General features: G+C 71.8%; 23 protein-coding genes. 11 read left to right on the top strand and 12 right to left on the bottom strand.

Translation table 11 applies throughout. The annotated features are described in order from the left end of the window. The first annotated feature begins 4 nt into the window (after positions 1-4). From ACYVLJ_RS25590 to ACYVLJ_RS25575, 4 genes are all read left to right on the top strand, one after another. On the top strand, positions 5-616 hold the full coding sequence (locus ACYVLJ_RS25590) for a carboxymuconolactone decarboxylase family protein (protein WP_460440642.1): 612 nt from the start codon (positions 5-7) through the stop codon (positions 614-616). A 46-nt stretch (positions 617-662) separates the two neighbouring features. Further along, positions 663-2,819, top strand: a complete 2,157-nt coding sequence (gene uvrB / locus ACYVLJ_RS25585; RefSeq protein ID WP_451983130.1) for an excinuclease ABC subunit UvrB — start codon at positions 663-665, stop codon at positions 2,817-2,819. Between the two features lie 249 nt (positions 2,820-3,068). Further along, positions 3,069-3,341, top strand: a complete 273-nt coding sequence (locus tag ACYVLJ_RS25580; protein WP_451983127.1) for a type II toxin-antitoxin system VapB family antitoxin — start codon at positions 3,069-3,071, stop codon at positions 3,339-3,341. Further along, the gene (locus tag ACYVLJ_RS25575) at positions 3,338-3,736 is read left to right on the top strand and encodes a type II toxin-antitoxin system VapC family toxin (protein ID WP_460440641.1); all 399 of its coding nucleotides are present in this window, start codon (positions 3,338-3,340) and stop codon (positions 3,734-3,736) included. Before ACYVLJ_RS25580 ends, ACYVLJ_RS25575 begins: the two co-directional genes overlap by 4 nt. 29 nt (positions 3,737-3,765) lie before the next feature. Here ACYVLJ_RS25575 and ACYVLJ_RS25570 read toward each other — a convergent pair whose 3' ends face one another. Together ACYVLJ_RS25570 and ACYVLJ_RS25565 are read right to left on the bottom strand one after the other, a co-directional pair. Then, positions 3,766-4,155, bottom strand: coding sequence for a VOC family protein (locus tag ACYVLJ_RS25570; RefSeq protein ID WP_460440640.1), 390 nt, complete (start codon positions 4,153-4,155; stop codon positions 3,766-3,768). Positions 4,156-4,213: 58 nt separating this feature from the next. After that, positions 4,214-5,608, bottom strand: coding sequence for a S28 family serine protease (locus tag ACYVLJ_RS25565; RefSeq protein ID WP_460440639.1), 1,395 nt, complete (start codon positions 5,606-5,608; stop codon positions 4,214-4,216). 237 nt (positions 5,609-5,845) lie between these two features. On the opposite strand from ACYVLJ_RS25565, the gene ACYVLJ_RS25560 reads away from it, so the two are divergent. After that, positions 5,846-6,349 carry an SRPBCC family protein gene (locus tag ACYVLJ_RS25560; protein WP_451983115.1) on the top strand — a complete coding sequence of 168 codons (504 nt, stop codon included), beginning with the start codon at positions 5,846-5,848 and terminating at the stop codon, positions 6,347-6,349. Here the strand turns inward: ACYVLJ_RS25560 and ACYVLJ_RS25555 are convergent. Genes ACYVLJ_RS25555 through ACYVLJ_RS25545 form a run of 3 tightly spaced genes read right to left on the bottom strand, consistent with a single transcriptional unit; the run spans position 6,346 to position 10,890 of the window. Further along, positions 6,346-7,086 (bottom strand): enoyl-CoA hydratase/isomerase family protein, encoded by a 741-nt coding sequence (locus ACYVLJ_RS25555; RefSeq protein WP_451983112.1) that lies wholly within the window; start codon positions 7,084-7,086, stop codon positions 6,346-6,348. The two genes, ACYVLJ_RS25560 and ACYVLJ_RS25555, sit on opposite strands and share 4 nt — an antisense overlap. Positions 7,087-7,105: 19 nt before the next feature. Then, a complete protein-coding gene (locus tag ACYVLJ_RS25550) occupies positions 7,106-8,029 on the bottom strand; it encodes an ABC transporter permease (protein WP_451983109.1) in 924 nt (307 codons plus the stop codon). Then, complete coding sequence (locus ACYVLJ_RS25545) at positions 8,026-10,890, bottom strand: alpha/beta fold hydrolase (RefSeq protein WP_460440638.1); 2,865 nt, start codon at positions 10,888-10,890, stop codon at positions 8,026-8,028. Before ACYVLJ_RS25545 ends, ACYVLJ_RS25550 begins: the two co-directional genes overlap by 4 nt. Before the next feature lie 304 nt (positions 10,891-11,194). Between ACYVLJ_RS25545 and ACYVLJ_RS25540 the strand changes: the two genes are divergently transcribed. Genes ACYVLJ_RS25540 through ACYVLJ_RS25530 form a run of 3 tightly spaced genes read left to right on the top strand, consistent with a single transcriptional unit; the run spans position 11,195 to position 14,674 of the window. Continuing rightward, on the top strand, positions 11,195-12,157 hold the full coding sequence (locus tag ACYVLJ_RS25540) for a TerC family protein (RefSeq protein ID WP_451983103.1): 963 nt from the start codon (positions 11,195-11,197) through the stop codon (positions 12,155-12,157). Between the two features lie 51 nt (positions 12,158-12,208). Next, positions 12,209-14,149 (top strand): S9 family peptidase, encoded by a 1,941-nt coding sequence (locus tag ACYVLJ_RS25535; RefSeq protein WP_460440637.1) that lies wholly within the window; start codon positions 12,209-12,211, stop codon positions 14,147-14,149. Between the two features lie 21 nt (positions 14,150-14,170). Next, positions 14,171-14,674: a GNAT family N-acetyltransferase gene (locus ACYVLJ_RS25530; RefSeq protein WP_460440636.1), complete on the top strand. Its 504-nt coding sequence runs from the start codon at positions 14,171-14,173 to the stop codon at positions 14,672-14,674. Here the strand turns inward: ACYVLJ_RS25530 and ACYVLJ_RS25525 are convergent. The 4 genes from ACYVLJ_RS25525 to ACYVLJ_RS25510 all read right to left on the bottom strand — a co-directional run bounded on the left by ACYVLJ_RS25525 (position 14,667) and on the right by ACYVLJ_RS25510 (position 18,191). Beyond that, positions 14,667-15,323 carry an RES family NAD+ phosphorylase gene (locus ACYVLJ_RS25525; protein WP_451983094.1) on the bottom strand — a complete coding sequence of 219 codons (657 nt, stop codon included), beginning with the start codon at positions 15,321-15,323 and terminating at the stop codon, positions 14,667-14,669. The two genes, ACYVLJ_RS25530 and ACYVLJ_RS25525, sit on opposite strands and share 8 nt — an antisense overlap. Positions 15,324-15,375: 52 nt before the next feature. Beyond that, complete coding sequence (locus ACYVLJ_RS25520; RefSeq protein ID WP_451983091.1) at positions 15,376-15,957, bottom strand: MerR family transcriptional regulator; 582 nt, start codon at positions 15,955-15,957, stop codon at positions 15,376-15,378. 326 nt (positions 15,958-16,283) lie between these two features. Then, positions 16,284-17,261 (bottom strand): LacI family DNA-binding transcriptional regulator, encoded by a 978-nt coding sequence (locus ACYVLJ_RS25515; RefSeq protein ID WP_451983089.1) that lies wholly within the window; start codon positions 17,259-17,261, stop codon positions 16,284-16,286. A gap of 105 nt (positions 17,262-17,366) precedes the next feature. Further along, complete coding sequence (locus ACYVLJ_RS25510; protein WP_460440635.1) at positions 17,367-18,191, bottom strand: helix-turn-helix domain-containing protein; 825 nt, start codon at positions 18,189-18,191, stop codon at positions 17,367-17,369. A 10-nt stretch (positions 18,192-18,201) separates the two neighbouring features. Here ACYVLJ_RS25510 and ACYVLJ_RS25505 point away from each other — a divergent pair, with 10 nt between their 5' ends. The 3 genes from ACYVLJ_RS25505 (at position 18,202) to ACYVLJ_RS25495 (ending at position 19,986) form a co-directional block, all read left to right on the top strand. After that, a complete protein-coding gene (locus ACYVLJ_RS25505; protein WP_460440634.1) occupies positions 18,202-18,615 on the top strand; it encodes an NUDIX hydrolase in 414 nt (137 codons plus the stop codon). 119 nt (positions 18,616-18,734) lie between these two features. After that, complete coding sequence (locus ACYVLJ_RS25500) at positions 18,735-19,223, top strand: MmpS family transport accessory protein (protein ID WP_451983080.1); 489 nt, start codon at positions 18,735-18,737, stop codon at positions 19,221-19,223. Between the two features lie 7 nt (positions 19,224-19,230). After that, the gene (locus tag ACYVLJ_RS25495; RefSeq protein ID WP_451983077.1) at positions 19,231-19,986 is read left to right on the top strand and encodes an ABC transporter permease; all 756 of its coding nucleotides are present in this window, start codon (positions 19,231-19,233) and stop codon (positions 19,984-19,986) included. Here ACYVLJ_RS25495 and ACYVLJ_RS25490 read toward each other — a convergent pair. From ACYVLJ_RS25490 to ACYVLJ_RS25480, 3 genes are read right to left on the bottom strand one after another with little or no spacing between them, the layout of a single operon-like run. After that, on the bottom strand, positions 19,970-20,656 hold the full coding sequence (locus tag ACYVLJ_RS25490) for a histidine phosphatase family protein (protein ID WP_451983074.1): 687 nt from the start codon (positions 20,654-20,656) through the stop codon (positions 19,970-19,972). The two genes, ACYVLJ_RS25495 and ACYVLJ_RS25490, sit on opposite strands and share 17 nt — an antisense overlap. Positions 20,657-20,666: 10 nt before the next feature. Then, positions 20,667-22,550, bottom strand: coding sequence for a Na+/H+ antiporter (locus ACYVLJ_RS25485; protein WP_451983071.1), 1,884 nt, complete (start codon positions 22,548-22,550; stop codon positions 20,667-20,669). Positions 22,551-22,583: 33 nt separating this feature from the next. Next, on the bottom strand, positions 22,584-22,991 hold the full coding sequence (locus ACYVLJ_RS25480; RefSeq protein ID WP_460440633.1) for a nuclear transport factor 2 family protein: 408 nt from the start codon (positions 22,989-22,991) through the stop codon (positions 22,584-22,586). Positions 22,992-23,017: the final 26 nt, after the last annotated feature.

Here is a 23,017-nt window from a genome sequence, read left to right as displayed (position 1 = left end):
CCCGGTGACCGAGCCGATGGCCGATCTGCACGAGCGCGGCCGCGAGAACTTCGCGGCACTGGTCGAGGGCGGCGAGCGCCGGCTGGACGCGTTGTTCGCGACCGTTCCGGCGCTGGGCGAGCTGGCGGTCGGCACGGTCTACGGGCACCTGCACGAACGCCCGGCCCTCGACGCCCGGACGCGCGAGGCGGCCACCCTGGCGGCGATCGTCGCGGCCGGGATGGTGGGGCCGCCGCTGAGCGTCCACCTCCGTACCGGCCTGGCCTCCGGGCTGGCGCCGGCCGAGGTCTGCGAAGTCGTCGTCCAGACGGCGGCGTTCGCGGGGTTCCCGCGGGCAGTTTCGGCCGCTGACCAGCTCAACCGCCTCTTCGAGGGCCATGCGCTGCCGATCCCGCCGCCGCCGTCGCCGCGTGAGGTCGTGCTCGCCCACCTCGAGGCGCCGTCGGCCGAGGTCGCCGAGGTGCTCGGGGAGTTCCCGCGCACCGAGGTCCAGGCGACCGGACCCGACCGGGTGCTGGTCTCGTGCTTCGGGGACGGCCCGGTGCCGGGGGCCGTCCTGCACTGCGTCGTGGACGGCGCCGAAGTCGTCTCCGTCACCGTGTTCCACCCCCGCTGACCAGGGCCGACGGAAATTGTCGGTGGTGGGGCCTACTCTGGTTCCCGTGGCTTTCGCAACCGAACACCCCGTGCTCGCTCAGTCCGACTTCCGGCCCGTCTCGGAGATCCCGCGGACCGGCGGCCGGTTCGAGGTGGTCAGTGAGTACCAGCCCGCCGGTGACCAGCCGGCGGCCATCGACGAGCTCGAACGCCGGGTCAAGGCGGGCGAGAAGGACATCGTGCTCCTGGGCGCCACCGGCACCGGCAAGTCGGCGACGACGGCGTGGCTGATCGAGCGCGTCCAGCGGCCGACGCTGGTGATGGCGCCGAACAAGACCCTGGCCGCGCAGCTGGCGAACGAGCTCCGCGAGCTCTTCCCGAACAACGCGGTCGAGTACTTCGTCAGCTACTACGACTACTACCAGCCCGAGGCGTACATCGCGCAGACGGACACCTACATCGAGAAGGACTCGTCGATCAACGACGACGTCGAGCGGCTGCGGCACTCGGCGACGATGAACCTGCTGTCGCGGCGTGACGTCATCGTGGTCGCGAGTGTGTCCTGCATCTACGGCCTGGGCACGCCGCAGTCCTACCTCGACCGGTCCTCCAAGCTCGCGGTCGGCATGCAGCTCGACCGGGACGTGTTCCTGCGCGCGCTGGTCGACGTCCAGTACACCCGCAACGACATCGCGTTCGCGCGCGGCACGTTCCGCGCGCGCGGCGACACGGTCGAGATCATCCCGGCGTACGAGGAGCTGGCGATCCGCGTCGAGTTCTTCGGCGACGAGGTCGAGAAGCTCTACTACCTGCACCCGCTGACCGGGGACATCGTCAAGGAGGTCGACGAGGTCCGGATCTTCCCGGCGACGCACTACGTCGCCGGCCCGGAGCGGATGGAGAAGGCCATCCAGGGCATCGAGCAGGAGCTCGAGGAACGCCTGGCGGAGCTGGAGAAGCAGGGCAAGCTCCTGGAGGCGCAGCGGCTGCGCATGCGCACGGCCTACGACATCGAGATGATGCGGCAGGTCGGGTTCTGCTCCGGCATCGAGAACTACTCGCGCCACATCGACGGCCGCGGCCCGGGCTCGGCGCCGGCGACCCTGATCGACTACTTCCCGGACGACTTCCTGCTGGTGATCGACGAGTCGCACCAGACGGTCCCGCAGATCGGCGGCATGTACGAAGGCGACATGTCGCGGAAGCGGAACCTGGTCGAGTACGGCTTCCGCCTCCCGAGCGCGGTCGACAACCGGCCGCTGACCTGGGAGGAGTTCTCCGACCGGATCGGCCAGACGGTGTACCTGTCGGCGACGCCGGGCCCGTACGAGATGGGCCAGGCCGGCGGCGAGTTCGTCGAGCAGGTCATCCGGCCGACGGGCCTGGTCGACCCGAAGGTGGTCGTGAAGCCGACCGAAGGCCAGATCGACGACCTGGTCCACGAGATCCGCGAGCGCGCGGACAAGGACGAGCGCGTGCTGGTCACGACGCTGACCAAGAAGATGGCCGAGGACCTCACCGACTACCTGCTGGAGCTGGGCATCCGGGTGCGCTACCTGCACTCGGAGGTCGACACCCTGCGCCGGGTGGAGCTGCTGCGCCAGCTGCGGGCGGGCGACTTCGACGTGCTGGTCGGCATCAACCTGCTGCGGGAGGGCCTCGACCTGCCGGAGGTGTCGCTGGTGGCGATCCTCGACGCGGACAAGGAAGGCTTCCTCCGCAGCGGCACCTCGCTGATCCAGACGATCGGCCGCGCGGCGCGAAACGTCTCGGGCGAAGTCCACATGTACGCGGACAAGATCACCGACTCGATGCAGCACGCGATCGAGGAGACGGACCGCCGCCGCGCGAAGCAGGTGGCCTACAACGAAGAGCGTGGCGTCGACCCCCAGCCGCTGCGGAAGAAGATCGCGGACATCCTCGACCGCGTCTACAGCGAAGCGGAGGACTCGGAGCAGGTCTCGGTGGGCGGCTCGGGCCGCAACTCCTCGCGCGGCAAGAAGCCGGAGCAGGGCGACCGGGTCCGCAGCTCGGGCATGCTGGTGGACAAGGACGTCTCGGCCATGCCACGAGCCCAGCTGGCAGACCTGATCCAGCAGATGACGGACCAGATGATGCAGGCAGCCCGCGACCTCCAGTTCGAGCTGGCCGCCCGCCTCCGCGACGAGATCTCGGACCTGAAGAAGGAGCTGAGGGGCATGGACGCGGCAGGCATCAAGTAAGGCCCGGCCCGAGCCGGGCTGGCCAGGGGCGCCTGCCGTGGTCTGCGGGTACTCGCTCGGCTCGGGGCGCCCGATCATGGGCGGTTGGGCACCTGCTCGTACCGGCACGGATGAGGTTCGCCGCAGGCCTCAGTGGTGGGGCTCTGAGCGCGGGTCGCCGCTGCGTGGGCGGCCGCGGCCGGACGCGGCCCGCCCTGGTCCGGATCGGGGACTGTGGTCGGGTTACACCATCGAAGGTAGAATTACACCATGGCGATGAACATCAAGGACCCGGAGACCGAGCGCTTGGCCGCCGAGATCGCCGAGCTGACGGGCGACACCAAGACCGGTGCCGTCCGTGAGGCGCTGCGCCTGCGCCGTGACCAGCTTCGCAAGCAGCAGAGCGCGGCCAGGGACGGCGCCGCCTTCGTCCGTTTTCTCGAGGAGGAGATCTGGCCCCAGATCTCCGTGGAGAACCGTGGCGTGCCGATCAGCAAGGCCGAGCGCGAAGAGATCCTCGGCTACGGGCCCGGTGGCGTGTGATCATCGACAGCTCCGCGATCATCGCGACGCTCATGGGCGAGCCCATGGCGCCGCGGCTCGGCGAAGCCATCGGCTCCGCCGAGGTCTGCCGGGTCGGGGCGCCGACGCTCGTCGAGACCACCCTCGTCCTCGTGCACAAGGAAGGTCCGCGGGGCAAGGCCCTGCTCGCGGACTTCCTGCAGCAACGGCGGTTCGAGGTGATCTCCTTCGGCGACGCGCACTGGCGTTCGGCGCAGGTGGCCTTCATGCGATACGGCAAGGGCAGGCATCCGGCCGGCCTGAACTTCGGTGACTGCCTTACCTACGCCACGGCCTTCGTCGCCGGGGAACCGTTGCTGTGCATCGGGGACGACTTCGCGCAGACCGACCTCGAACTCGTCGAACTGAAGTCGTGAGCGCCGACGCCTGGGAAGGCGAGACGGCCTCAGCCCGGCGCCGGTGCTTCCGAATCCGGCTGCAGCATGCCGAAGATGTTGCCCTCGGTGTCCTTGCAGTACGCCAGCCAGCCGACCCCCGGCACCGGGTTCTTCGGCAGCGCCAGGGAACCACCCGCGTCCGTCACCGCGGCCAGGGACGCGTCCAGGTCCGCGACGTCGATCGTGTTGACGTAGCCGTGGATCGGGGCCGAATCCTCGGGTTCCGGGCCGATGCGGGGGACCAGGCCGCCGTCGATGCCGTCGCCTTCGCCTGTCGAGATCACCCAGTACGGCACCTCGCCCCAGCGCTCGAACTTCCAGCCGAACACCGCCGTGTAGAACGCCACCGCGCGGTCGGGGTCGCCCGCGTGGATCTCGAAGTGGACGGGACGAGGCATCACGACTCCTCAGGCCGGGCCGTCAGGTGCCGTGAGACTACGCCCGGCCCGCGGAAACTCACAGCGGCGGACGCCCCGAAAGCGTGAGGTCGGCGTCGAAGTCCGGGAAGCCCGCGGGCGCCGTGCGAGCCGTCAGAGCGGACGTCGCCGGCAGCCCGGCCCAGCGGCGGACCGTCGCCGTCGCCGCGGCGGCGTCGGCCGCCGGCAGCTGGGCGATCTTCGAGCCGTGGTTGCCGCCCGGCACGTAGTACCGGTAGGAATCCCGGCTGCCGAAGCCGAGCTCGAACGGCTCCGCGCCCCACGGGTCGTTCGAGCCGTACACGAACAGCAGCCGGGTGCCGCGGGACTTCACCCAGAAGTCGATGTCGGGCATCGCCAGGTAGTCGAAGCGCGGGATCCGGATCGACGCCGGCACGAACGTCTTCGGCTGGTCGGCACCCGGGTAGCGGAGCAGGTCGCGGAGGTAGCTGTCGTACGCCTCGGGCGAGCCCAGCTGGGCCGCCGCCTGGTAGTAGTACGGGATGAACGGCGCGAGGTCCTGGTCGGAGTAGGTGTTGAGGCTCTCCACCTTCTCGTACCAGGCGTAGACCTCCGCCGCGGGCGCTCCGGGCGCGGGTACCGTCGCGCAGTCCGCCTGCTTCTGGTACTGCCAGAACGCGAAGTACGAGTCGATCACCGAAATCTCGAGGGACTTGTCGGCCGAGCCGACGATCGAGAACGTCAGGCCCCGGCGAGCCGCGTCGGCCGCGGCGATCGCGCCCAGCTCGTCACGGCGTTTCAACGCGTCGCGCTGGATCGCCTTCAGGTTGTCGCGGCACGCCGGGTCGTTGCCGACGCGGGACAGGAACCGGTTGTAGACGTCGATCGGGTCGATGACGTCGTTGGGCGCGACGTACGGGATCGTCGCGTCGACGTCGTCGGGGAAGAAGCGCCGGAAGTACGTCGCGGTCATGCCGCCCTTGCTGCCGCCGGTGGCCAGCCACTTGCCAGGGTAGATCGCCTTGAACGCCTGCACCGCGCGGTGCTCGTCCGCGGCCGCCTGCCAGATCGTCAGCTGCTTCGCCCAGTTCTCCGGCTCCGGCCGTGACGGCGTGAAGTACCGGTACTCCATGGAAAGCTGGTTGCCGTCGACGATCTGCGTCGGCTCCGACCGGTTGGGCGCGGTGCTGACGTTGTAGCCGCTGGTGAAGGCGACCGTCGGGGCGGAGAAGTCGCGGTGCAGCAGGGTGAACCGCTGCTGGAACGTGCCCGCGCGGGGGTCGCGGTGGTCGGCGGGCTGGGTGAACGTCAGCTCGAAGAACCGGAACCCGGCCGGCGCCGGGTCCTCCTTGACGATCGTCAGCCCGGGGATCTTCGCCAGCGCCGCCCTGATGTCGGTCTCCGCGCTCGCGGCGGGCGCCAGCCCAGCCAGGGCCAGCAAGGCCGCGACGACGGCGATGAACGGTCTGCGCATGGAAGCACCCTCCCCGGCTCCGAAGCCCACTGTCGGGAGCCCACTGTGGGACCCTCACAGAATCGGCGATGGTCGGCAATCGGCTGTCCGGGCGCACAATCGGTCAGGACCCGACTTTCGTCGGGTGCGCGCGTCCTCTCCCGTGCGCAGCGGCGGGCACCGTGCGAGTTGTCCGCGTGATCGGCGCCACGTTACGGTCCGAAGCCGTAGGCACCGGCATCGAGCGAGGGGTCCGCCATGAAGGTTTCCGACTGCCCTACGACGCAGGTCGAAGTCCGTATCGCCGCGCGGCCGGCCGATGTCTGGTCCTGGCTGCTGGACGTCGACCTGCCGGCCCGGTTCTCGAACGAGTTCCAGGGCGGCGGCTGGGTCGAGGGCACCGAGCCCGGCCTGGGCGCGCAGTTCCGCGGCCGCAACTCCCACCCGGTCGCCGGGGAGTGGGAGACGGTTTCGACCGTGACCGGCTACGAGCCCGGGCGGCTGTTCGCGTGGGCCGTGATGGACGTGACGAACCCGGCCGCGTCCTGGCGCTTCGAGCTGGTCCCGGACGGTGACGGCACGATCCTGCGCCAGTGGGCGCAGATCGGCCCCGGGCCGTCCAACCTGACGACGATCATCGGCTCGATGCCCGAGCACGAGGACGAAATCGTCGCGATGCGGCTGGGGGAGCTGCAGAACAACATGCAGAAGACGGTCGAAGGCATCAAGGCCCTCGCCGAAAGCGGCGTGCACGCCGTCTAGCCGAGCACCTTGTCCACATAGGACTTCACCGCGGCGAGGGCCGCGGGTGCGCGCCACAGCCGCTCCACCTCGGGGTCGTCGGTGTGGCGGTGCTCGGCGATCCGCTCGTGGAAGGGCTGCCGGATCTGGGCCTTCGTGTGCGCGAAGGCCTCGGCCGGCAGCTCGCCGAGCCGGGTCGCGACGGCCAGCGCCCGCTCGAGGACGTCCCCCGGGGCGGCCAGCTCGTCGACCAGGCCGCGGGCGAGCGCGTCCTCGCCGCCGTAAACCTCGCCCGAGTAGGTGAGCGACGGCAGCGGCGTGGTCCCGTACGCGCAGCGCAGGATCTCCAGGGCCGACAGCGGGAACGGCACCCCGACCAGCAGCTCGGTCACGCCGATCGTCCCGGCCCCGAGCACGCGGTGGTCGCACGCGGCGGCGAGCACCGCGCCGCCGGCGATGGCGTGCCCGTTCAGCGCCGCGACCACCGGACGCGCGAAGCCGAACACGGCCAGCAGCGCGTCGGACAGCAGCGGCAGGAACTCCGACACGTAGGCCGCGCCGCCGTCGTGGATCCGCTTGAGGTCGACGCCGGCGGAGAAGACGCGCCCGGTGCCGGTGAGCACCACGGCGCGGGCCTGCGAAGCCTCCTCCAGCCGCAGCACGAGCTCGCGGCAGGAGTCGCTGTCGAGGGTGTTCCCGCCGCCGTGGTCGATCCGCAGCACGGCGACGTCGTGGTGGCTCTCCAGCGTGATCGGCACCTGCCCGACCGTACCGGGTTCAGCTCGTGATGTCCTTGCGGGCGAAGCGCCGCCCGGCGTACAGGAAGAACACCGTTCCGTAGATGACCGCCGAGAGCAGGCCGCTCGCCAGGTTGGTCCAGTCGACGTCCGTGGAGATCAGGTCCATCCACGAGAACGCGTAGTGCGTCGGCAGGTAGTTGCGCAGGCCCTCCAGCGCCGTGATCTGGTCCAGGATCTGCGACAGGATCGCCACCAGCACCGCGCCGCCGACGGCGCCGAGCGGGGCGTCCGTCGACACGCTCAGCGCCAGGGCCAGCCCGGCCACCCAGGCCAGCTGCAGGATGATGTACACAGTGGACAGTGCGATGGCCAGCATGCTGTCGCCGAAGGAAACCGCGTCGCCGGTCGGGCTGATCGCGTCGCCCGCGCCGTACCAGATCAGCCCGACGACCAGGGACATCACCGGCAGCAGGACGAGCGCGAACGCCGACAGCAGCCCGGACACGATCGCCTTCTGCCGCAGCACCCGGTGCCGGGGCACCGGGACGGCCAGCAGGTACTTCAGGCTCGACCACGACGCCTCGCTCGCGATCGTGTCGCCGAAGAACAGCGCCACGATCATCGGCAGCAGGAACGTCCCCGACACGAACAGCGCCAGCACGACGAAGTTCGGTGCGGACGCCGTCGCCAGGTCGACGAACCCGCCGCTGCGCCGGTTCGGGTTCGACTGCCCCAGCTCGAACGCGATCACCAGGATGAACGGCAGGATCGCGACGAACCCCAGCAGGAACTGCGTGCGCCGCCGCTTGAGCTGGCGCCGCAGCTCGACGCCGAGCCGCAGCGTCCGGCGCGCCGAGTAACCCTCGACGGCGCCGTCCGGCCCGACCCCGGCGTGCTCGTGCGACGCGACGTCGCTCAGCTCGTCGAGCGCGTGCGGATCGGTGTGCACACCCTCGCTCATGACTCATCTCCGACCAGTTGCAGGAACGCGTCTTCCAGCCGGCGCCTCGGCCCGGCCTGCTCCACCGCGACGCCGGCGCGCACCAGCGCGGCCACGCCTTCGGCCCTCGGCAGCTCGCCGAGGTTCGCGTGCACGAAGTCGCCTTCGACTTCGACGTCGGTGACGCCGCTGAGCGCCTTCAGCGCCGCCGCGGCCGCCGCCGGATCATCGACCCGGAACGTCGCCTCGCCGCCCGCCGCGGCCAGCTCGCCGACCTCGCCCGAGGCGACCAGCGAGCCACGGTGCATGACCACGACGTGCGTGCAGGTCTGCTCGACCTCGGCCAGCAGGTGGCTCGACACCACCACGGTGCGGCCGGTCGCGGCGTACCGCTTCAGCACCTCGCGCATCTGGTGGATCTGGGGCGGGTCGAGCCCGTTGGTCGGTTCGTCGAGCACCATCAGCTCCGGCAGGCCGAGCATCGCCTGGGCGATCGCCAGCCGCTGCCGCATGCCCTGGCTGTAGGTCCGCACCCGGCGGTCGACGGCGGTGCCGAGCCCGGCGATCTCCAACGCCTCCGCGAAGTGCGCCTTGTCCGCCGGGCGCCCGGTCGAAGCCCAGTACAGCTCGAGGTTCGCCCGGCCGGACAGGTGCGGCAGGAAGCCCGAACCCTCGACGAACGAGCCGATCCGCGACAGCACCGGCGCGCCGGGGGTGATCTTGTGGCCGAACACGCGGATGCTGCCCTCGGTCGGCGTGATCAGGCCCATCAGCATCCGCAGCGTGGTCGTCTTGCCCGCGCCGTTCGGCCCGAGCAGGCCGAGCACCTGGCCCGGCTCGACGCGGAAGGACAGGTCCTTCACCGCGACGAACCCGCCCGCGTACTGCTTGCGCAGCCCCTCGATGACCAGCGGCGTGGTGGCCAGTTCCGGGTCGACGTCGGTGGCCCGGCGGCGGCGCAGGGCCGCGAAGAGCACCGCCGCGACGCCGATCGCCAGCGTCACACCGATACCGACCAGCTGCCCGACCGGGGCCGGCGAGCCGACCGACGTCCCGGGCACGATCGGCACGCCCAGCGCGGTGCCGCCGGCGAGCGCGACCCGGAACACCGCGGGCGCGCCCGGCGTCGCGAACGACTGGTCCGTGGTGCCGACGACCAGCCGCAGCGAGTGGCCGCCCTCGATCGGCCGGACGATGCCGGGCAGCGTCACGGTGACCTCGACCGGGTTGCCGTTGGCGGGCAGCCCGCTGACCCGGAACGGCGCGATCGCGTTGGCCGGCAGCACGCGCGAGCCGTCCTGCCCGATGTCGTAGAGCTTCGCGAACAGCACCGCGTCCGGCTGCGGGTGCGCGGGGTCCGCGGCGACCTGCAGCCGCACGGTGGAGGAGCCGCTCACGACGATCTGCCCGTCCACCGGCGTTGTCGTGAACTGCGCGGCCTGGCCCGGCGGGTCGTTGCTGAACAGCGCGCCGAGCCGTGACGAACTGCTCGCGACGCCGTTGAGGCCCGGGATGCCGCTCACCGCCGAGGGGTTGGCCCCGGCCGGGCGCACGACCGACTGCGCGGGCCCGGACATCGGCAGCAGCCGCCGCTCGGTGGCGGGCCCGGCCAGCCCGGGGTAGGCGGCCGCGGTGACCGTGCGGACCGACGGGGTTCCGTTGGCGCGCAACGTGCCCTGGACGTCGTAGCTGAACCCGGTGCCCGGGTCGCCGCCGTTCACCGCGGTCCACAGGAAGTCGCCGATCTTGGCGCGCAGCTGCGGTCCGGGCTTGCCGCCGTCGTGGCCGCCGGTGTACCAGATCGTCCTGACCTTGCCACCCGCCGCGGTGATCTGGCGCGCGGTCGCGTCGGACTGGTCGAGGCCGAACAGCGTGTCGCTCTCGCCCTGCACCAGCAGGGTCGGCACGGTGATCTTGCCCGTCACCGACGCGGGGGAGACGCGGCGCAGCAGGTCGACGCTCGCCTGGCTCGCCGCCCCGGTGGTGCCGAGCTCGGTGTAGGCGCGGCAGACCGCGGCGGTGAACCGGCCGCACGGGTCGGCCGGGCCGCTCCGGGGTCCGCCGCCCGCACCCTGCGGCACCGCGGGGACGGCGGCCGCCGCGCCCCCGGCGGCGCCCGTCGAGCCGGCGTCGGTCTCCTGACCGGCTTCGGGGGCCTCGGCCGACGGCGCCCCGCTCGCGGCCGCGCCCGAACCCGCGGAGAAGAAGATGCCCGCCCAGCTCTTCTTGAAGACGCCGTCGGTGGCGAACGCGCCGGCGGCCGGTGTGCCGGACGCCTTGAGCGCGGGCGAGGCCGCGTTCGGGACCAGGCCCTGCGCGAGGTCGTTGTAGGTGATCACCGGGGCGACCGCGTCGACGCGCTTGTCCGTGCCGGCCAGCAGCAGCGCCAGGGCGCCGCCGTAGGAGGCGCCGGTGACGGCGACCTTCGGGTCGCCCTTCGCGTCGAGCGTCACCTGGTGCTGCGCGACGAGCCGGTCGATCAGGCGGCTCGCGTCGGCGACCTCGCCGTCCGGGTCGTTGAGCCCGATCTTGCCGGTGCTCTTGCCGAACCCGCGGGCCGACCACGTCATGACGACGAAGCCCTTCCGCGCGAGCTCACGGGCGTCGTCGGCGACGCTGGTCTTGTCCCCGCCGAAGCCGTGCGCGAGCAGCACCGCGGGCGCGGGCACGGTGGCCGGGAGGTAGGTCGTCGTGTCGATCTTGACCTGCTCCGCCGAGCCGGGGGCGGCGGGCATGTCGATCAGCGCGTCCTGCGCGGGCACCGGGGCGGGCGCCGCGGGACGCGTGATCCAGAAGACCGCGCCGGCGGCCAGGACCGCGACGACGGCGGCGAGCGCGGTGAGGCGGGCTCCGCGGGTGCGCGGGAGCGGGAGTCGGGGCACCAGACGAACCTATTTGAGCTTTGCTGAGAGTGTCGCCCGGACCTCACAGCGATCACACGCTCGGGACCACCTGGTGGACCGAAGTGACCGAAATTACAGGACCAACCCGGTGACGTGCGCGATCCCGGCTGGCGCTCGGGTGGGGGGAACCGGCAAACTGGACGCGCTGTGAGGGGAGTATTCCTTCGCGGCGGTGTCGTCAGCACGGTGGCCCTGCGCCCCCGGCACCGTCGGCCGGTGTTTTCACCGGCGGGAGAGACCTCCGGTTAGTTGCTCATGCGCACTATCCGGAGGTTTCGGTTCCATGACTGTCCCCCTGTGGCTGTGGATCGCCACGATCGGTGGCCTGCTCGCGTTGATCGCGCTCGACCTGGTCATCGTCGACCGCAAGCCGCATGAAGTGACCACGGGGGAAGCCGCTCGCTGGGTGATCTTCTACGTGTCGTGCGCGGTGCTCTTCGGGGCCGGCGTGTGGATCTTCGCCGGGCACGACCCGGGCGTCGAGTTCTTCACCGGCTACATCACCGAGTACTCGCTGAGCGTCGACAACCTGTTCATCTTCATGATCATCATGGCGTCGTTCAAGGTGCCCGCCATCCACCAGCACCGCGTGCTGCTGGTCGGCATCCTGCTCGCGCTCGGCATGCGGAGCGTCTTCATCGCCGTCGGCGCCGCGCTCATCGAGCAGTTCGTCTGGGTCTTCTTCCTCTTCGGCGCGGTGCTGATCTGGACCGCGATCAGCATGCTGCGCGGCAAGGGCGAGGAAGAGGAGTACCACGAGAACGCCGTCACCCGGCAGGTCCGCAAGATCGCCCCGGTGACCGACGACTACCACGGCCACCACTACACGGTGAAGCTGAACGGCAAGCGGATGATCACGCCGATGCTGCTGGTGATCGTGGCCATCGGCTCGGCGGACCTGCTCTTCGCGGTCGACTCGATCCCGGCGATCTTCGGCATCACGCAGGAGGCGTTCCTCGTCTTCACGGCCAACGCGTTCGCGCTGATGGGCCTGCGGCAGCTGTACTTCCTGCTCGGCGGCCTGGTGACGAAGCTGGTCTACCTGAGCTACGGCCTCGCGGTGATCCTGGCCTTCATCGGCGCGAAGCTGTTCCTGCACGCGCTGCACGAGTACCACGTGGTGCCGGACTGGCTGGACATCAACAACTGGATCTCCCTCGGCGTCATCATCGTCGTGCTGACGATCACCACGGTGGCCAGCCTGGCGAAGGCGCGGCGGGACGAGCGCAAGCAGGTCGCCGCCTAAGTCCCGACCAAAGTCGTTCGCACGGCTAAGGATTTCGGGTACGGTCGGGGCGTGCGCCCTGTCGACATCGAAGCCCTCGCCGTCCCCGGCCGGCCCGCCCTGCGCGGGAACCTGCTGCTCACCGCGCTGACGAAGCCCGATCTGAAGACGAACGCGGCGGACAGCTCGCTGCGGCGCGTGTCGCTCGACGGCGGCGAGAGCGCGTGGACGCACGGTCCGCGCGACTCGGCGCCCGCGATCTCGCCGGACGGGCGCTGGGTGGCGTTCCTCCGCGCGGGGGAGGGCCAGGGCGCGGACGGCAGGCCGCAACTGCACGTCATGCCGGCCGACGGGGGTGAGGCGCGGCGGCTGACTTCCCTGCACCTCGGCGTCGGCGAGCCGGTGTGGGCGCCGGACTCGCGGCGGATCGCCTTCACCGCACGCGTGCCCGAAGCCGGCCGCTACGGCACGGCCGACGCCGACGACGAGACGCCGGAGCCGCCCGCCGAGGCGCCGCGCCGGATCACGCGCATGGACTACCGCATCGACGACGTCGGCTTCCTGCGCGACCGGATGCAGCGGTTGTTCGTCGTAGACGCCCTGGCCGAGGACGCACCGGAGCCCGAGCCGCTGACCGGTGACGGCTTCGACGCCACCGGCCCGGTGTGGACGCCGGACGGCACCCGGGTGGTCTTCACCGCGCCGCCGGACTGGGGTGCGGCCGAGAGCGACTACCGCGACATCTGCGCGATCCCGGCCGAAGGCGGCGAGCCCGAGGTTCTCGTGCGGGGCGAGGGGTTCGCCGAGCGTCCGGTGTTCGGCGCCGACGGCACGCTGTTCTACTACGGGCAGTCCTTCGAGAAGCACCACGAAGCCGCGATGACCGGGCTGTACGCCGCGACCCCGGAGTTCGGCGCCGGCCCGGTGAAAGCCCGCCGGCTGACCGACATCGAGACGGTCGACTGCGAGGCTTCGGCGGGTCCGCCGGCACCGCGCGGGGACGACGTGCTCGTAGCCGTCCGCAACCGGGGCGCGGTGGAGCTGCGCGCGGTCCCGGCCGACGCCGTGGACGCCCCGCTGACCGACCTGCCGGTGGTCTACGCGGACCAGGCGGCGCTCCGGTCGTTCACCCTCGAAGGCCCGGTGCTGGCGGCCGTGATCGCGACGCCGTCGTCGGCGGGTGACGTCGTGCTGCTCAGCGCCGGCCCCAAGGTGCTGACCGACTACTCGAAGCCGTTGCGGGACAAGGGTCTCCGGCCGATGATCGAGCTGGACACCACCGCTCCGGACGGCTACCCGGTGCACGGCTGGCTGGTGCTGCCCGAGGGCGACGGCCCGCACCCGGTGCTGCGCGTGGTGCACGGCGGCCCGTTCACCCAGCAGGACTGGGCGGTGTTCGACGAGGCCCAGGTGTACGCGGCCGCGGGCTACGCGGTGGTGCTCGGCAACCCGCGCGGGTCGGCGGGCTACGGGCAGACGCACGGCCACGCGATCACGCACGGCTTCGGCACGGTCGACGTCGACGACGTCCTGGCGCTGCTGGACAAGGCCCTCGAACGGCCGGACCTGGACGCTTCCCGGGTCGGCATCATGGGCGGCTCGTACGGCGGCTTCATGACGAGCTGGCTGGCCGCGCACCACGGCGAGCGCTTCAAGGCGGCGTGGAGCGAGCGCGCGGTCAACGCGTGGGACTCGATGGTCGGCAGCTCGGACATCGGCTACTTCTTCGTGGACGCCTACATCGGCTCTTCGCCGGAGGTGCAGCGCGAGAAGTCACCGCTGTACCACGCCGAGCAGATCAAGATCCCGTTCGCGGTGGTGCATTCGGAGCAGGACTGGCGGTGCCCGCTGGAGCAGGCGCAGCGGATGTTCGTCGCGCTGCGGCGGGCGGGCGCGCCGGCGGAGATGCTGCTGTTCCCCGGGGAGGGGCACGAACTGACCCGCTCCGGCCGGCCGCGGCACCGGGTGCAGCGCTTCGAAGCGATCCTGGAGTGGTGGTCGCGGCACCTGTGAGCGTGCACCAGGTTGCGGCCCATGGCTGACCTCGGAGACGTCGCCTGGCCACCCGCGCCGATCCGGACCGAGCGGCTCGTGCTCCGCGCGTCGCAGGCGCGGGACCGGCCGGTGTTCGTCGACCTGTTCGCGTCGCCGGAAGTGGGCACCTACCTCGGTGGCGCGCGGCCGCGGGACGAGCTCGAGCGCGCGGTGCCCGAGGTACCCGGGGCGATGATCGGCATGGTCACGCTCGACCGGCGCGACGAGCAGCACCCGGGCCACGTCCGCCCCGACGTCGGCGAGTTCGACCTCGGCTACCTCGTCGTGCCGGAGGCGTGGGGGTGCGGGTACGGGGCCGAGGCGTGCGCGGCGGTGCTCGGGTGGTTCGACGACGCGCTGCCTGGCGAGCCGGTGGTGCTCACCACCCAGACCGCCAACGCGGCCTCGATGCGCCTGGCGGCGAAGCTGGGCTTCACCGAGGTCGAGTCGTACGAGGCCCACGGCGCCGAGCAGTGGTTCGGCGTGCGCTTCCCGGTCAGTTGAGCAGCGTGTAGTTCAGCTCTTCGCAGACCCGGCCCAGCGGCACGTCCAGACCCGGGTGGTCCAGCGGCAGCAGCACGTCCGGCGCGATCGGCAGCGCCGCGCCCGCCGGCGGGTCCCACAGGCAGATCGCCGGGTCGCCGGAGTCCATCGAGGACCGGTACCAGAGGCCGTCGAGGTCGCTGAACGCGCCGCGGATCGCGCGGGCCCAGGCCTGCGTGAGCTTCTTCGGGCCGCTCGAGATCTCCTGCGACGCACCGACCCGCGTCGGCCACAGGCTGGTCAGGTCGAGCAGCCGCAGCGTGCGTGTCGGGCGGACGACGACCAGGCGCGGGCCGCGCGTGCGGCGGTCGACCGTCGAGCTCGTCTGGAAGACCTCGGCCACCGACGTGCGGACCGTGAGGCCGAAGTAGAGGACCCCGTTCGCGGGGTCGGTGACCGGCGCGCCGCCGCGGCCGGGCGGCTGCTGGTCGAACCGGCCGTGCGGGAGCGGGCCGGTGTAGCGGAACGAATTCCACTGCTGGGGGTGGTTGCCGTGCGCCGTGAAGATCCGGACGAGCCTGGTCGCGGGCTGGACCGTCACCACGTCGTTGGCGCGGTTCAGCTGCCGGACCAGGACGGATCGGGCGGGCGGCAGCGGTAGCCGGGCCATGGGTCGGGGGTGGTCCGTCCTTGTCGGTGATCTTGCTCGGGGACGCTCCAGCCTAGAACGGCGAGCCGAGCGTGGCGATGAGGCGGGCGATGTGGTCCGGGTCACCTCCGGACAGGAGCCACTGCCTCGGGGTCGCGGGGTGCTCGTTGATGACGAGGTCGGGCTGCGGCGTGCTCATGAAGGCGGCGACGACGAGCGCGGGCTGGTCCGGGGGCAGCGCCTTGAGCACGACCTCCAGGCCGGGCAGCACGCCCGAGCCGGCGAACTGCCACGCCGGAAGCCGCCAGCCGCCGTCCTTCCAGCCGGTCAGCCGGCCTTCCTTGAGGCGGTGCCGGATGCGGCTGTCGTCGACGCCGAGCGTGCGCGCGGCTTCGTTGACGCTGAGCGCGCCCTCGGCGAGCACGGCGTGGGCGGCGACGGTGCGCGCCCGGTAGTCCGGTTCGCCTTCGCGGTGGGGCGAAAGGTCGAGGCCGACGTCGGTCAGCGCGGCGCGCTGGTCGGCGGAGAAGTAGTGCGAAGGGTCCGGGTTCGGCGGCGAGAGTCTGCGCGCCGCGTCTTCGACGAGATTCAGGAACTCGTTCGCGTCGACTTTGAGACCCGCCTTGGCGAGGATGTTCTCCAGCGCTACCGACATGGGATTCAGGCTAACCCGAAACAGCGCGCGTGTGCGGGTTCGTGCGGGTTCGTGCCCTACTTGTGGGGGAATTCACCAGAGATCGACACTTACCGCACATTACCCAACACGTTGAGTAGGCAACTTCCGTAAGTCTGCCCGCATCGGACGACGTTGTCCAGGCTTGACAGTGCGCTCCCGGCATCTTACGTTCCGTGTGAGTAAACGATTTCCGCTCCGTGCTCACAGGATCCGGCGGGGTGACGCCGGCCATGGGGGACACAGGGGGTGGGGCGTGCCTGGGGGGCCTGGCACGAGCCGGCCCCCCAGGCACGTCGTTCCGCCCTTCAGCGGCGAGAGCTCTTCCGCTCGATCAGGCGCGCTTCGAGTGTCGTGGTCGTCGCTTCGCGGCTGCTGTCGGTGATCCGCGCGAGCAGGAGCTGCGCCGCCACCCGGCCGACCTCGTACGCCGGCTGGGCGACCACGGTGAGCGGCGGGTCGATCAGCGTCGTCCACGGCGCGTCGTCGAACGAGACGATGCCGACGTCCCGGCCGGAGCGCAGGCCGCGGGACGAGAGCGCCTCCAGCACGCCGATGGCCATCGTGCTGTTCGCGACGAGCAGCGCGTCCGGCGGCGTCGGCTCGTCCAGCAGTTCCAGTGCGGCCAGCCGGGCGCCTTCCGCGCGGTACTCCGCCCGCCGGGCGAGGACGTTCGCTTCGCCGACGACGTCCGCGTAGCCGGCCAGGCGGTCGTCGGCCGTGCGGACGCCCGCGGGCCCGGTCAGGCAGCCGACCCGGCCGTAGCCGCCCGCGAGCAGGTGCCGCGTCGCCTCGGCGGCCGCGTGCCGGGTGTCGACGAGGACCTGGTCGCCCGCGTCGGCCGGCAGCGGCCGGTCGACGGCCACCAGCGGGGTGCCCTGGCGCCGCAGGCCTTCGACGTTCGTCGACCGGCCGGTGGGCGAGAGCACCACCCCGGCGACGCGCTCCTGCAGCGCGACTTCGATGTAGCGCCGCTCCTTGTCCTCGTTTTCGTCGGAGTTGCAGAGGACGACCGAGTAGCCGGAGCGCTGCGCGAGGTCTTCGACTCCGCGCGCGATGGCCGTGAAGAACGGGTTTTCGACGTCGGAGATGATCAGTGCGAGGACGGCGGTCTCCTGCCGGCGCAGGTTCCGGGCCAAGCCGTTCGGGTGATACCCGAGTTCGGTGGCGGCGGCCTGCACGCGCGCGGCGAGCGTCGGGTCCACAGTGGACTTCCCGTTGAGCGCGCGCGACACGGTCGCCGTGGAGACGCCGGCCCTCGCGGCGACGTCGCTGATGGTGGCCACACGCCCTCCCTGATCATCCGTCGAGGGGAGAATAGCGCTCTCGGTGGTCGTTTACCGTCCGCTTACCTTCCGGGGTGACGTCCCACTTCCGGTTGTCCGCGCGGGTTACGCCGAACGGAGCCGGTCACGCTCCGCCGTGTCCACAGTGGATGGTCCACGGAAGTAGGCCCGCGGGGTGAGCCCGGTGAGGGCCCGGCAGTCCCGGCTGAGATGAGCTTGGTCGGAGTACCCGGCGGCGACGGCCAGTGCGGCGAGCCCGTGAACGCGCGGAGCGAGGGCGATGGCGCGTTGGAACCGGGTGACGCGGAGGTAGGTGGCCGGGCCGTACCCGACGGCCTGCACGAAGCGGCGCCGCAACCGCCGCTCGCTGACCGCGAAGGGACGGGCTGCTTGCGCGGTCCGGGTTGGGTCGGTTCCGGGCCGGGCGAGTGCCGCCGCCTCCGCGGGCCACGCCGGGTCGGTTCCGGATCGGCTGAGTGCTGCCGCCTCCGCGACCCGGGCCGCGCCTGCGTCGAGGTGGGCGATCAGCGCCGCCACCGCCGGGTCGGGTGCCGGGGCCTCCGCCAGCCGCGACGCAACCGCTTGCGCCAACGTCAGTTCGCCCGACAACAACCGCTCCGCCACCAACTCGCCTTCACGCCCCCACAGCTCGGCCAGCGGCACCCGCTGGTCGCGCAGCTCGTCCGCCGCCACGCCGAGGACCGCCGACGCGCGGCCCGGCCTGAAGCGGATTCCTCGCAGTTCTGCCCGCGGTGCCGTCGCCGAAGACCACGCCGACGTGTCCGGGCCCGCGACGAACACGCCGCCGTCGCCGGCGACCAGGTCCAGGCAGCCGTCCGGGACGATGCGCTTCGGGCCCGTCGAAACCGACCTCCACACGCAGCGCGCCACGCCCGCCAGCGGCCCGGGCGGTGCCGCCTCTTCGTACATACTCCAGATCATGCACCCGGGCACCGACAAAACCATCGACTCACTGGCCTGGATCCACGTCCGCGACCGCCGGCTGCTGTCCGTCCGCTCCAGCGGGAAAGCCAAGTTCTACCTCCCCGGCGGCAAGCGCGAGCCGGGCGAAGGCGACGTCGGCGGCCTCTGCCGGGAGATCCGCGAGGAGCTCGACATCACCCTCGACCCCCTCAGCTTCCGCTTCTTCGCCGCCCTCGAGGACCAGGCCGACGGGTTCGCCGACGGCCGGCTCGTGCGGATGACCTGCTACACCGCCGACCACGACGGCGTGCCGACGCCCTCGCGCGAGATCGCCGAAGCCGCGTGGCTCACCTCGGCCGAGGCGGACGTGTGCCCGCCCGCCGGCCGGCGGGTCCTGCGGATGCTCGCCGAAGCGGGACTCGTCGACTGAGCCACCCGTTTGGGTGAAAGTTGGACATCTCGCGAATCACGGCTAACGCGCAGTGAGGTCACGGCGAGATGTAGACGACGCACTCGACGGAAGTGCGCCCGACGAGAGAAGACCTCTCCATGGGTGTTCCCACCGCGACCGAGCCCGCCGCGACCACGTCCCGCCGTGACTGCACGGGCCGGGCCAGGTCGGCCGGAAACGTCGTGGTCGTCCTGGGCGTGCTCGCCGCCGCCTTCGCGGTGACGGCCTACGTCGTGCCGCGGTCCTCGCGCGGGCCGGTCAAGGAAGAGCCGGTGGCCGCGCCGGTCGCACCGGCCGCGGTCCGGACGGTCAGCCACTCCGTCGTCTACGAGCTGCTCGGCGCGCACGGTGCCCGCAACGTCACCTTCGCCGCCGCGGGCTCGGTCCTGACCCAGACCGCCGAGGTCACGACGCCGTGGTCGACGGAGTTCACGCGGGTCGGCCCGGTCGGCCGCACCGAGTTCTACAGCATCGCCGCCCGGAACCCCGGGCCCGGCGAACTGCGCTGCCGGATCCTCGTCGACGGCGTGGTCGTCGCCGAGAAGGCCGTGTCCGAACCGGGCCGGCTCTTCAGCTGCGCCGTTTGACGGCACCATGGGCGGCGTGACCAACGCCGCGATCACCTTCGGTCCCGCCCTCGTGGTGGTCCTGGTCCTGCTCGCCATCGTCGGCGCCGCCGTCGTCCAGGCCGGCGGGCTCGGCCCGGGAAGAGCGGTGCTCATCGCCGCCGTCCGGGCCGTCGTGCAGCTCGCCCTCGTGTCCCTGGTGATCACGGCCGTGCTGCGCTCGACGCCGCTCACCGGCCTGTTCGTGCTGCTGATGTTCGCCATCGCCGCGGTGACGTCCGCGCGTCGCGCCGGGACCTGGGCCAACCTGCCGTGGACGGCGCTGGCCATCGCCGCCGGGGTCGCCCCGGTGCTGGCGCTGGTGCTCGGCGCCGGCGTGGTCCCGCCGAAGCCGATCGCGGTCGTGCCGATCGCCGGCATCGTCATCGGCGGCGCGATGACGGCGACGTCGCAGGCCGCGAGGCGGGCCCTCGACGAGCTGAAGGCCCGCCACGGCGAATACGAGGCCGCGCTGGCCCTCGGGTTCATGCCCCGGCCGGCCGCGCTCGAGATCTGCCGCCCGTCGGCCGGGCACGCGCTGATCCCGGCGCTCGACCAGACGCGCACCGTCGGGCTCGTGACGCTCCCGGGCGCCTACGTCGGCGTTCTGCTCGGCGGCGCGGGGCCGATCCAAGCGGGGTTGACGCAGGTCCTGGTGCTGATCGGGCTCCTGGCCGCGGAAGCCGTCTCGATCCTGGTGACGGTCCAGTTCGTCGCGGCCGGGAAGCTCAGCCGAGCGGCGTAGCCAGGTGCGCGGTGTCGTTGAAGCGCCGGATGATCCAGGTGTCGCCGTGCAGCACCAGGTGCGAGACCGAGCCGTTGTCGGCGCCGAGGAACGCGAACCGCTCGACCGAGCGGCTGGCCTGCGCGAACACCTCGCCGATCACGCCGCCGTGGGTGAACACGGCGACGCGCTGGTCGGGGTGCGCCGCGGCGATCCGCGTCAGCGCGCCGCGCAGCCGGGCGCCGAACCGCTCGTCGGACTCCGCGCCCGGGATGACGTCCCAGCGCTGCTCGGTCCACAGCCGCTCGACGATGGGGTGGCCTTCGGCCGTGTACTTGCGGAAGAGGCCGTTCTCCCAGTCGCCCAGGTGGATCTCGCGCAGGTCCGGCTCGACGACCGGGGTGATCCCGAGCTTCCCGGCCAGCGGCGCGGCGGTCTCCGCCGTGCGGCGCAGCGTCGTCACGTAGATCGCGTCGATCCGCTCGCCGGCCAGCCGGTCGCCGACGCGCCGGGCGTGGTCGCGGCCCTCGGGCGCGAGCTCCGGGTCGCCCTGGCCGTCGACCAGGGTGAAGGGGTTGTCGCCGCGGGCCGGAGCCGATTCCCCGTGCCGCACCAGGAAGATCTCCGTCGCGCCCGGCGGCGGGCTGAACCGGTGCTGGCGGTATTCGATCTCCTGCTCGGGGGTGCTCATAACCCCGACCCTAACCGAGTTGCTTGTCCACGAAACACCACCGCCACGTCTCGCCCGGCTCGAAGCTGCGCATCACCGGGTGGCGCGACTCGTGGAAGTGCTGGGTGGCGTGCTTGCGCGGCGAGGAGTCGCAGCAGGCGACGTTGCCGCACTTCAGGCACATCCGCAGGTGCACCCACGTCGTGCCTTCGGCGATGCACGCGGCGCAGGTGTCCGGCGAACTCGGGTCCTTTTCGACCCACTCGTGGGCCAGGTGCTTGCACGACCCGGCCGTCGCGGCCGGGGTGCGCAGCTCGCGGCCTTCGATGTCCGGCTCGGCCTCGTCGCGGTCCAGCATGGACTCTTCGATGTCGAGCCGTTCCAGGACCTTGCGCAGGACGTCGTCGTCGGCGCTGCCGCTGTCGCGGGCCTTCAGGAACTGACGGCGCTCGACGTCGAGCAGCTCCAGCCGCAGCCGGCGGTAGGCGTCGCTCGGCGTCTCGGCCAGCGCGCTCTGCCGGCCGAGCTGCTCCCACGCCGAGTCGGAGCGGTGCTGCAGCCGGTCGCGCAGGCGCTGGATGATCTCCGGCGGGTCGTCGGGCTGCCGGATCTCCTCCAGCTTGGCCAGCGCCGCGCGGGTCATGTCATGCAGGACGGCGGCCTCCTGCAGCGCGTCTTCGGCCGGGTCGGGCCGGGGCAGCCGCAGGCGCCGGATCAGCGGCGGCAGCGTCATGCCCTGCACGGCCAGGGTGCCGGCCACGACGACGAACGCCGCGAGCACCAGCACGGCCCGCTGCGGGGTGTCGGCGGGCAGGACGAACGCCGCCGCGAGCGTCACCACGCCGCGCATGCCCGCCCAGGCGATCACGGCCGAGTAGCGCCACGGCCAGATCTTCGCCCGGGGCTTGTCCGGCAGGAAACGCCGTTCGACGCGCTTCACCGTGCCGATGCCGATCATGTACAGGATCCGGGTGACGATCGTGGCGCCCAGCACGGCCACGCAGATCCAGACGAGCATCGGCAGCGACACCCCGCTGTCGCCGACCTCGGCGAGGATCCGCCGCAGCTGCAGGCCGATCAGCAGGAAGACCATGTTCTCCAGCAGGAACTGGATGGTCTGCCAGTTCAGCCGGGACGCCAGGCGCGTCGAGCCGGAGAGGATCTGCGGTGCCTTGTGGCCGAGGATGAGCCCGGCGATCACCACCGCGAGCACGCCGGAGCCGTGGATCGCCTCGGTCGGGATGTAGGCGATGAACGGCACCGCGAACGACAGCGCGGTGTCGAGCACCGGCTCGTTCAGCCGGGCGCGGATGAACGCGGCCGCGAACCCGACGGCGAGCCCGACGACCGCGCCGCCGATCGCGGCGCGCAGGAAGTCGGCCCCGACCTGCCACAGGCTGACCGAGCCGGCCAGCGCGGCGATGGCCGTGCGCAGCGCGACCAGCGCGGCCGCGTCGTTGAACAGGCTCTCGCCTTCGAGCAGCCGGATCAGCTTGCGGGGCATGCCGACCCGGCGGGCGACGACGCTGGCCGCGACCGCGTCCGGCGGGGCGACGACCGCGCCGAGCGCGATGCCGCCGGCCAGCGGGAGACCCGGGATCACCGCCCAGGCGACCAGCCCGACGCCGAAGGCGGTGAACACGACGAGCCCGACCGACATCAGGCCGATCGCGCCGCGGTTCTTCCGGAAGTCGACCAGGGACGTCTGGATGGCCGCCGAGTACAGCAGCGGGGGCAGCAGGCCGAGCAGCACGACCTCGGGGTCGAGGTGGTACTCCGGCACGCCGGGGATGTAGGACGCGACGACGCCCACGACGATCAGGCACAGCGGGGCGGACCAGTCCAGCCGCCGCGCCGCCGCGCTGACGACGAGGACCGTCACGACCAGCGCCACTATCTCTGCCGCGATGTGCACGGGGTAATCATTACCCGTCCACCGCGGCGGGTGTCACCTGGCCAGCTCGGTGAGCACTTCGGCGACCAGCTGCGTGTCCATGTACTCGGTGATCTCCCGGATCCGGCCGCCGTCGAGCCGGAAGACGAAGCAGTACTGGTTGTCGTAGCGCTGTCCGGTCTTGGTGGCGACGCTGCCCCGCGTCTCGACCACGACGACGTCGTCCTCGGCGACGAACCGGCTCGCGGTGCTCGTGTAGGTGTCCTCGAACTGCTCACCGAGCGGCCCGAGCAGGTCGCGACGGACCGCGTTCTTGCCGCGGAAGCTGCCCGACCAGCTGTTGTGGCCGCTGACCGTCCAGGTGACGTCGTCGGCCATCGCGGCGAGCAGCGGCCGGATGTCGCCGGCCGCCCAGCCGTCGAACGCCGTCTTCAGGAGCTGCTTGTTTTCGGCTGCGCTCATGGTGCCCAGTCAACACGCTGGAGCGC

This window comes from Amycolatopsis stemonae (genome assembly GCF_054781455.1).
This window is presented reverse-complemented; position numbering and strand designations above follow the sequence as displayed.

What these genes read in the sequence shown, in the direction of transcription:
- ACYVLJ_RS25580 (WP_451983127.1), top strand. Translation starts at nt 3,069, where the DNA reads ATGGCGATGAACATCAAGGACCCGGAGACCGAGCGCTTGGCCGCCGAG.
- ACYVLJ_RS25570 (WP_460440640.1), bottom strand. Translation starts at nt 4,155, where the DNA reads ATGCCTCGTCCCGTCCACTTCGAGATCCACGCGGGCGACCCCGACCGC.
- ACYVLJ_RS25565 (WP_460440639.1), bottom strand. Translation starts at nt 5,608, where the DNA reads ATGCGCAGACCGTTCATCGCCGTCGTCGCGGCCTTGCTGGCCCTGGCT.
- ACYVLJ_RS25560 (WP_451983115.1), top strand. Translation starts at nt 5,846, where the DNA reads ATGAAGGTTTCCGACTGCCCTACGACGCAGGTCGAAGTCCGTATCGCC.
- ACYVLJ_RS25550 (WP_451983109.1), bottom strand. Translation starts at nt 8,029, where the DNA reads ATGAGCGAGGGTGTGCACACCGATCCGCACGCGCTCGACGAGCTGAGC.
- ACYVLJ_RS25540 (WP_451983103.1), top strand. Translation starts at nt 11,195, where the DNA reads ATGACTGTCCCCCTGTGGCTGTGGATCGCCACGATCGGTGGCCTGCTC.
- ACYVLJ_RS25530 (WP_460440636.1), top strand. Translation starts at nt 14,171, where the DNA reads ATGGCTGACCTCGGAGACGTCGCCTGGCCACCCGCGCCGATCCGGACC.
- ACYVLJ_RS25525 (WP_451983094.1), bottom strand. Translation starts at nt 15,323, where the DNA reads ATGGCCCGGCTACCGCTGCCGCCCGCCCGATCCGTCCTGGTCCGGCAG.
- ACYVLJ_RS25520 (WP_451983091.1), bottom strand. Translation starts at nt 15,957, where the DNA reads ATGTCGGTAGCGCTGGAGAACATCCTCGCCAAGGCGGGTCTCAAAGTC.
- ACYVLJ_RS25510 (WP_460440635.1), bottom strand. Translation starts at nt 18,191, where the DNA reads ATGTACGAAGAGGCGGCACCGCCCGGGCCGCTGGCGGGCGTGGCGCGC.
- ACYVLJ_RS25505 (WP_460440634.1), top strand. Translation starts at nt 18,202, where the DNA reads ATGCACCCGGGCACCGACAAAACCATCGACTCACTGGCCTGGATCCAC.
- ACYVLJ_RS25500 (WP_451983080.1), top strand. Translation starts at nt 18,735, where the DNA reads ATGGGTGTTCCCACCGCGACCGAGCCCGCCGCGACCACGTCCCGCCGT.
- ACYVLJ_RS25495 (WP_451983077.1), top strand. Translation starts at nt 19,231, where the DNA reads ATGGGCGGCGTGACCAACGCCGCGATCACCTTCGGTCCCGCCCTCGTG.
- ACYVLJ_RS25490 (WP_451983074.1), bottom strand. Translation starts at nt 20,656, where the DNA reads ATGAGCACCCCCGAGCAGGAGATCGAATACCGCCAGCACCGGTTCAGC.
- ACYVLJ_RS25480 (WP_460440633.1), bottom strand. Translation starts at nt 22,991, where the DNA reads ATGAGCGCAGCCGAAAACAAGCAGCTCCTGAAGACGGCGTTCGACGGC.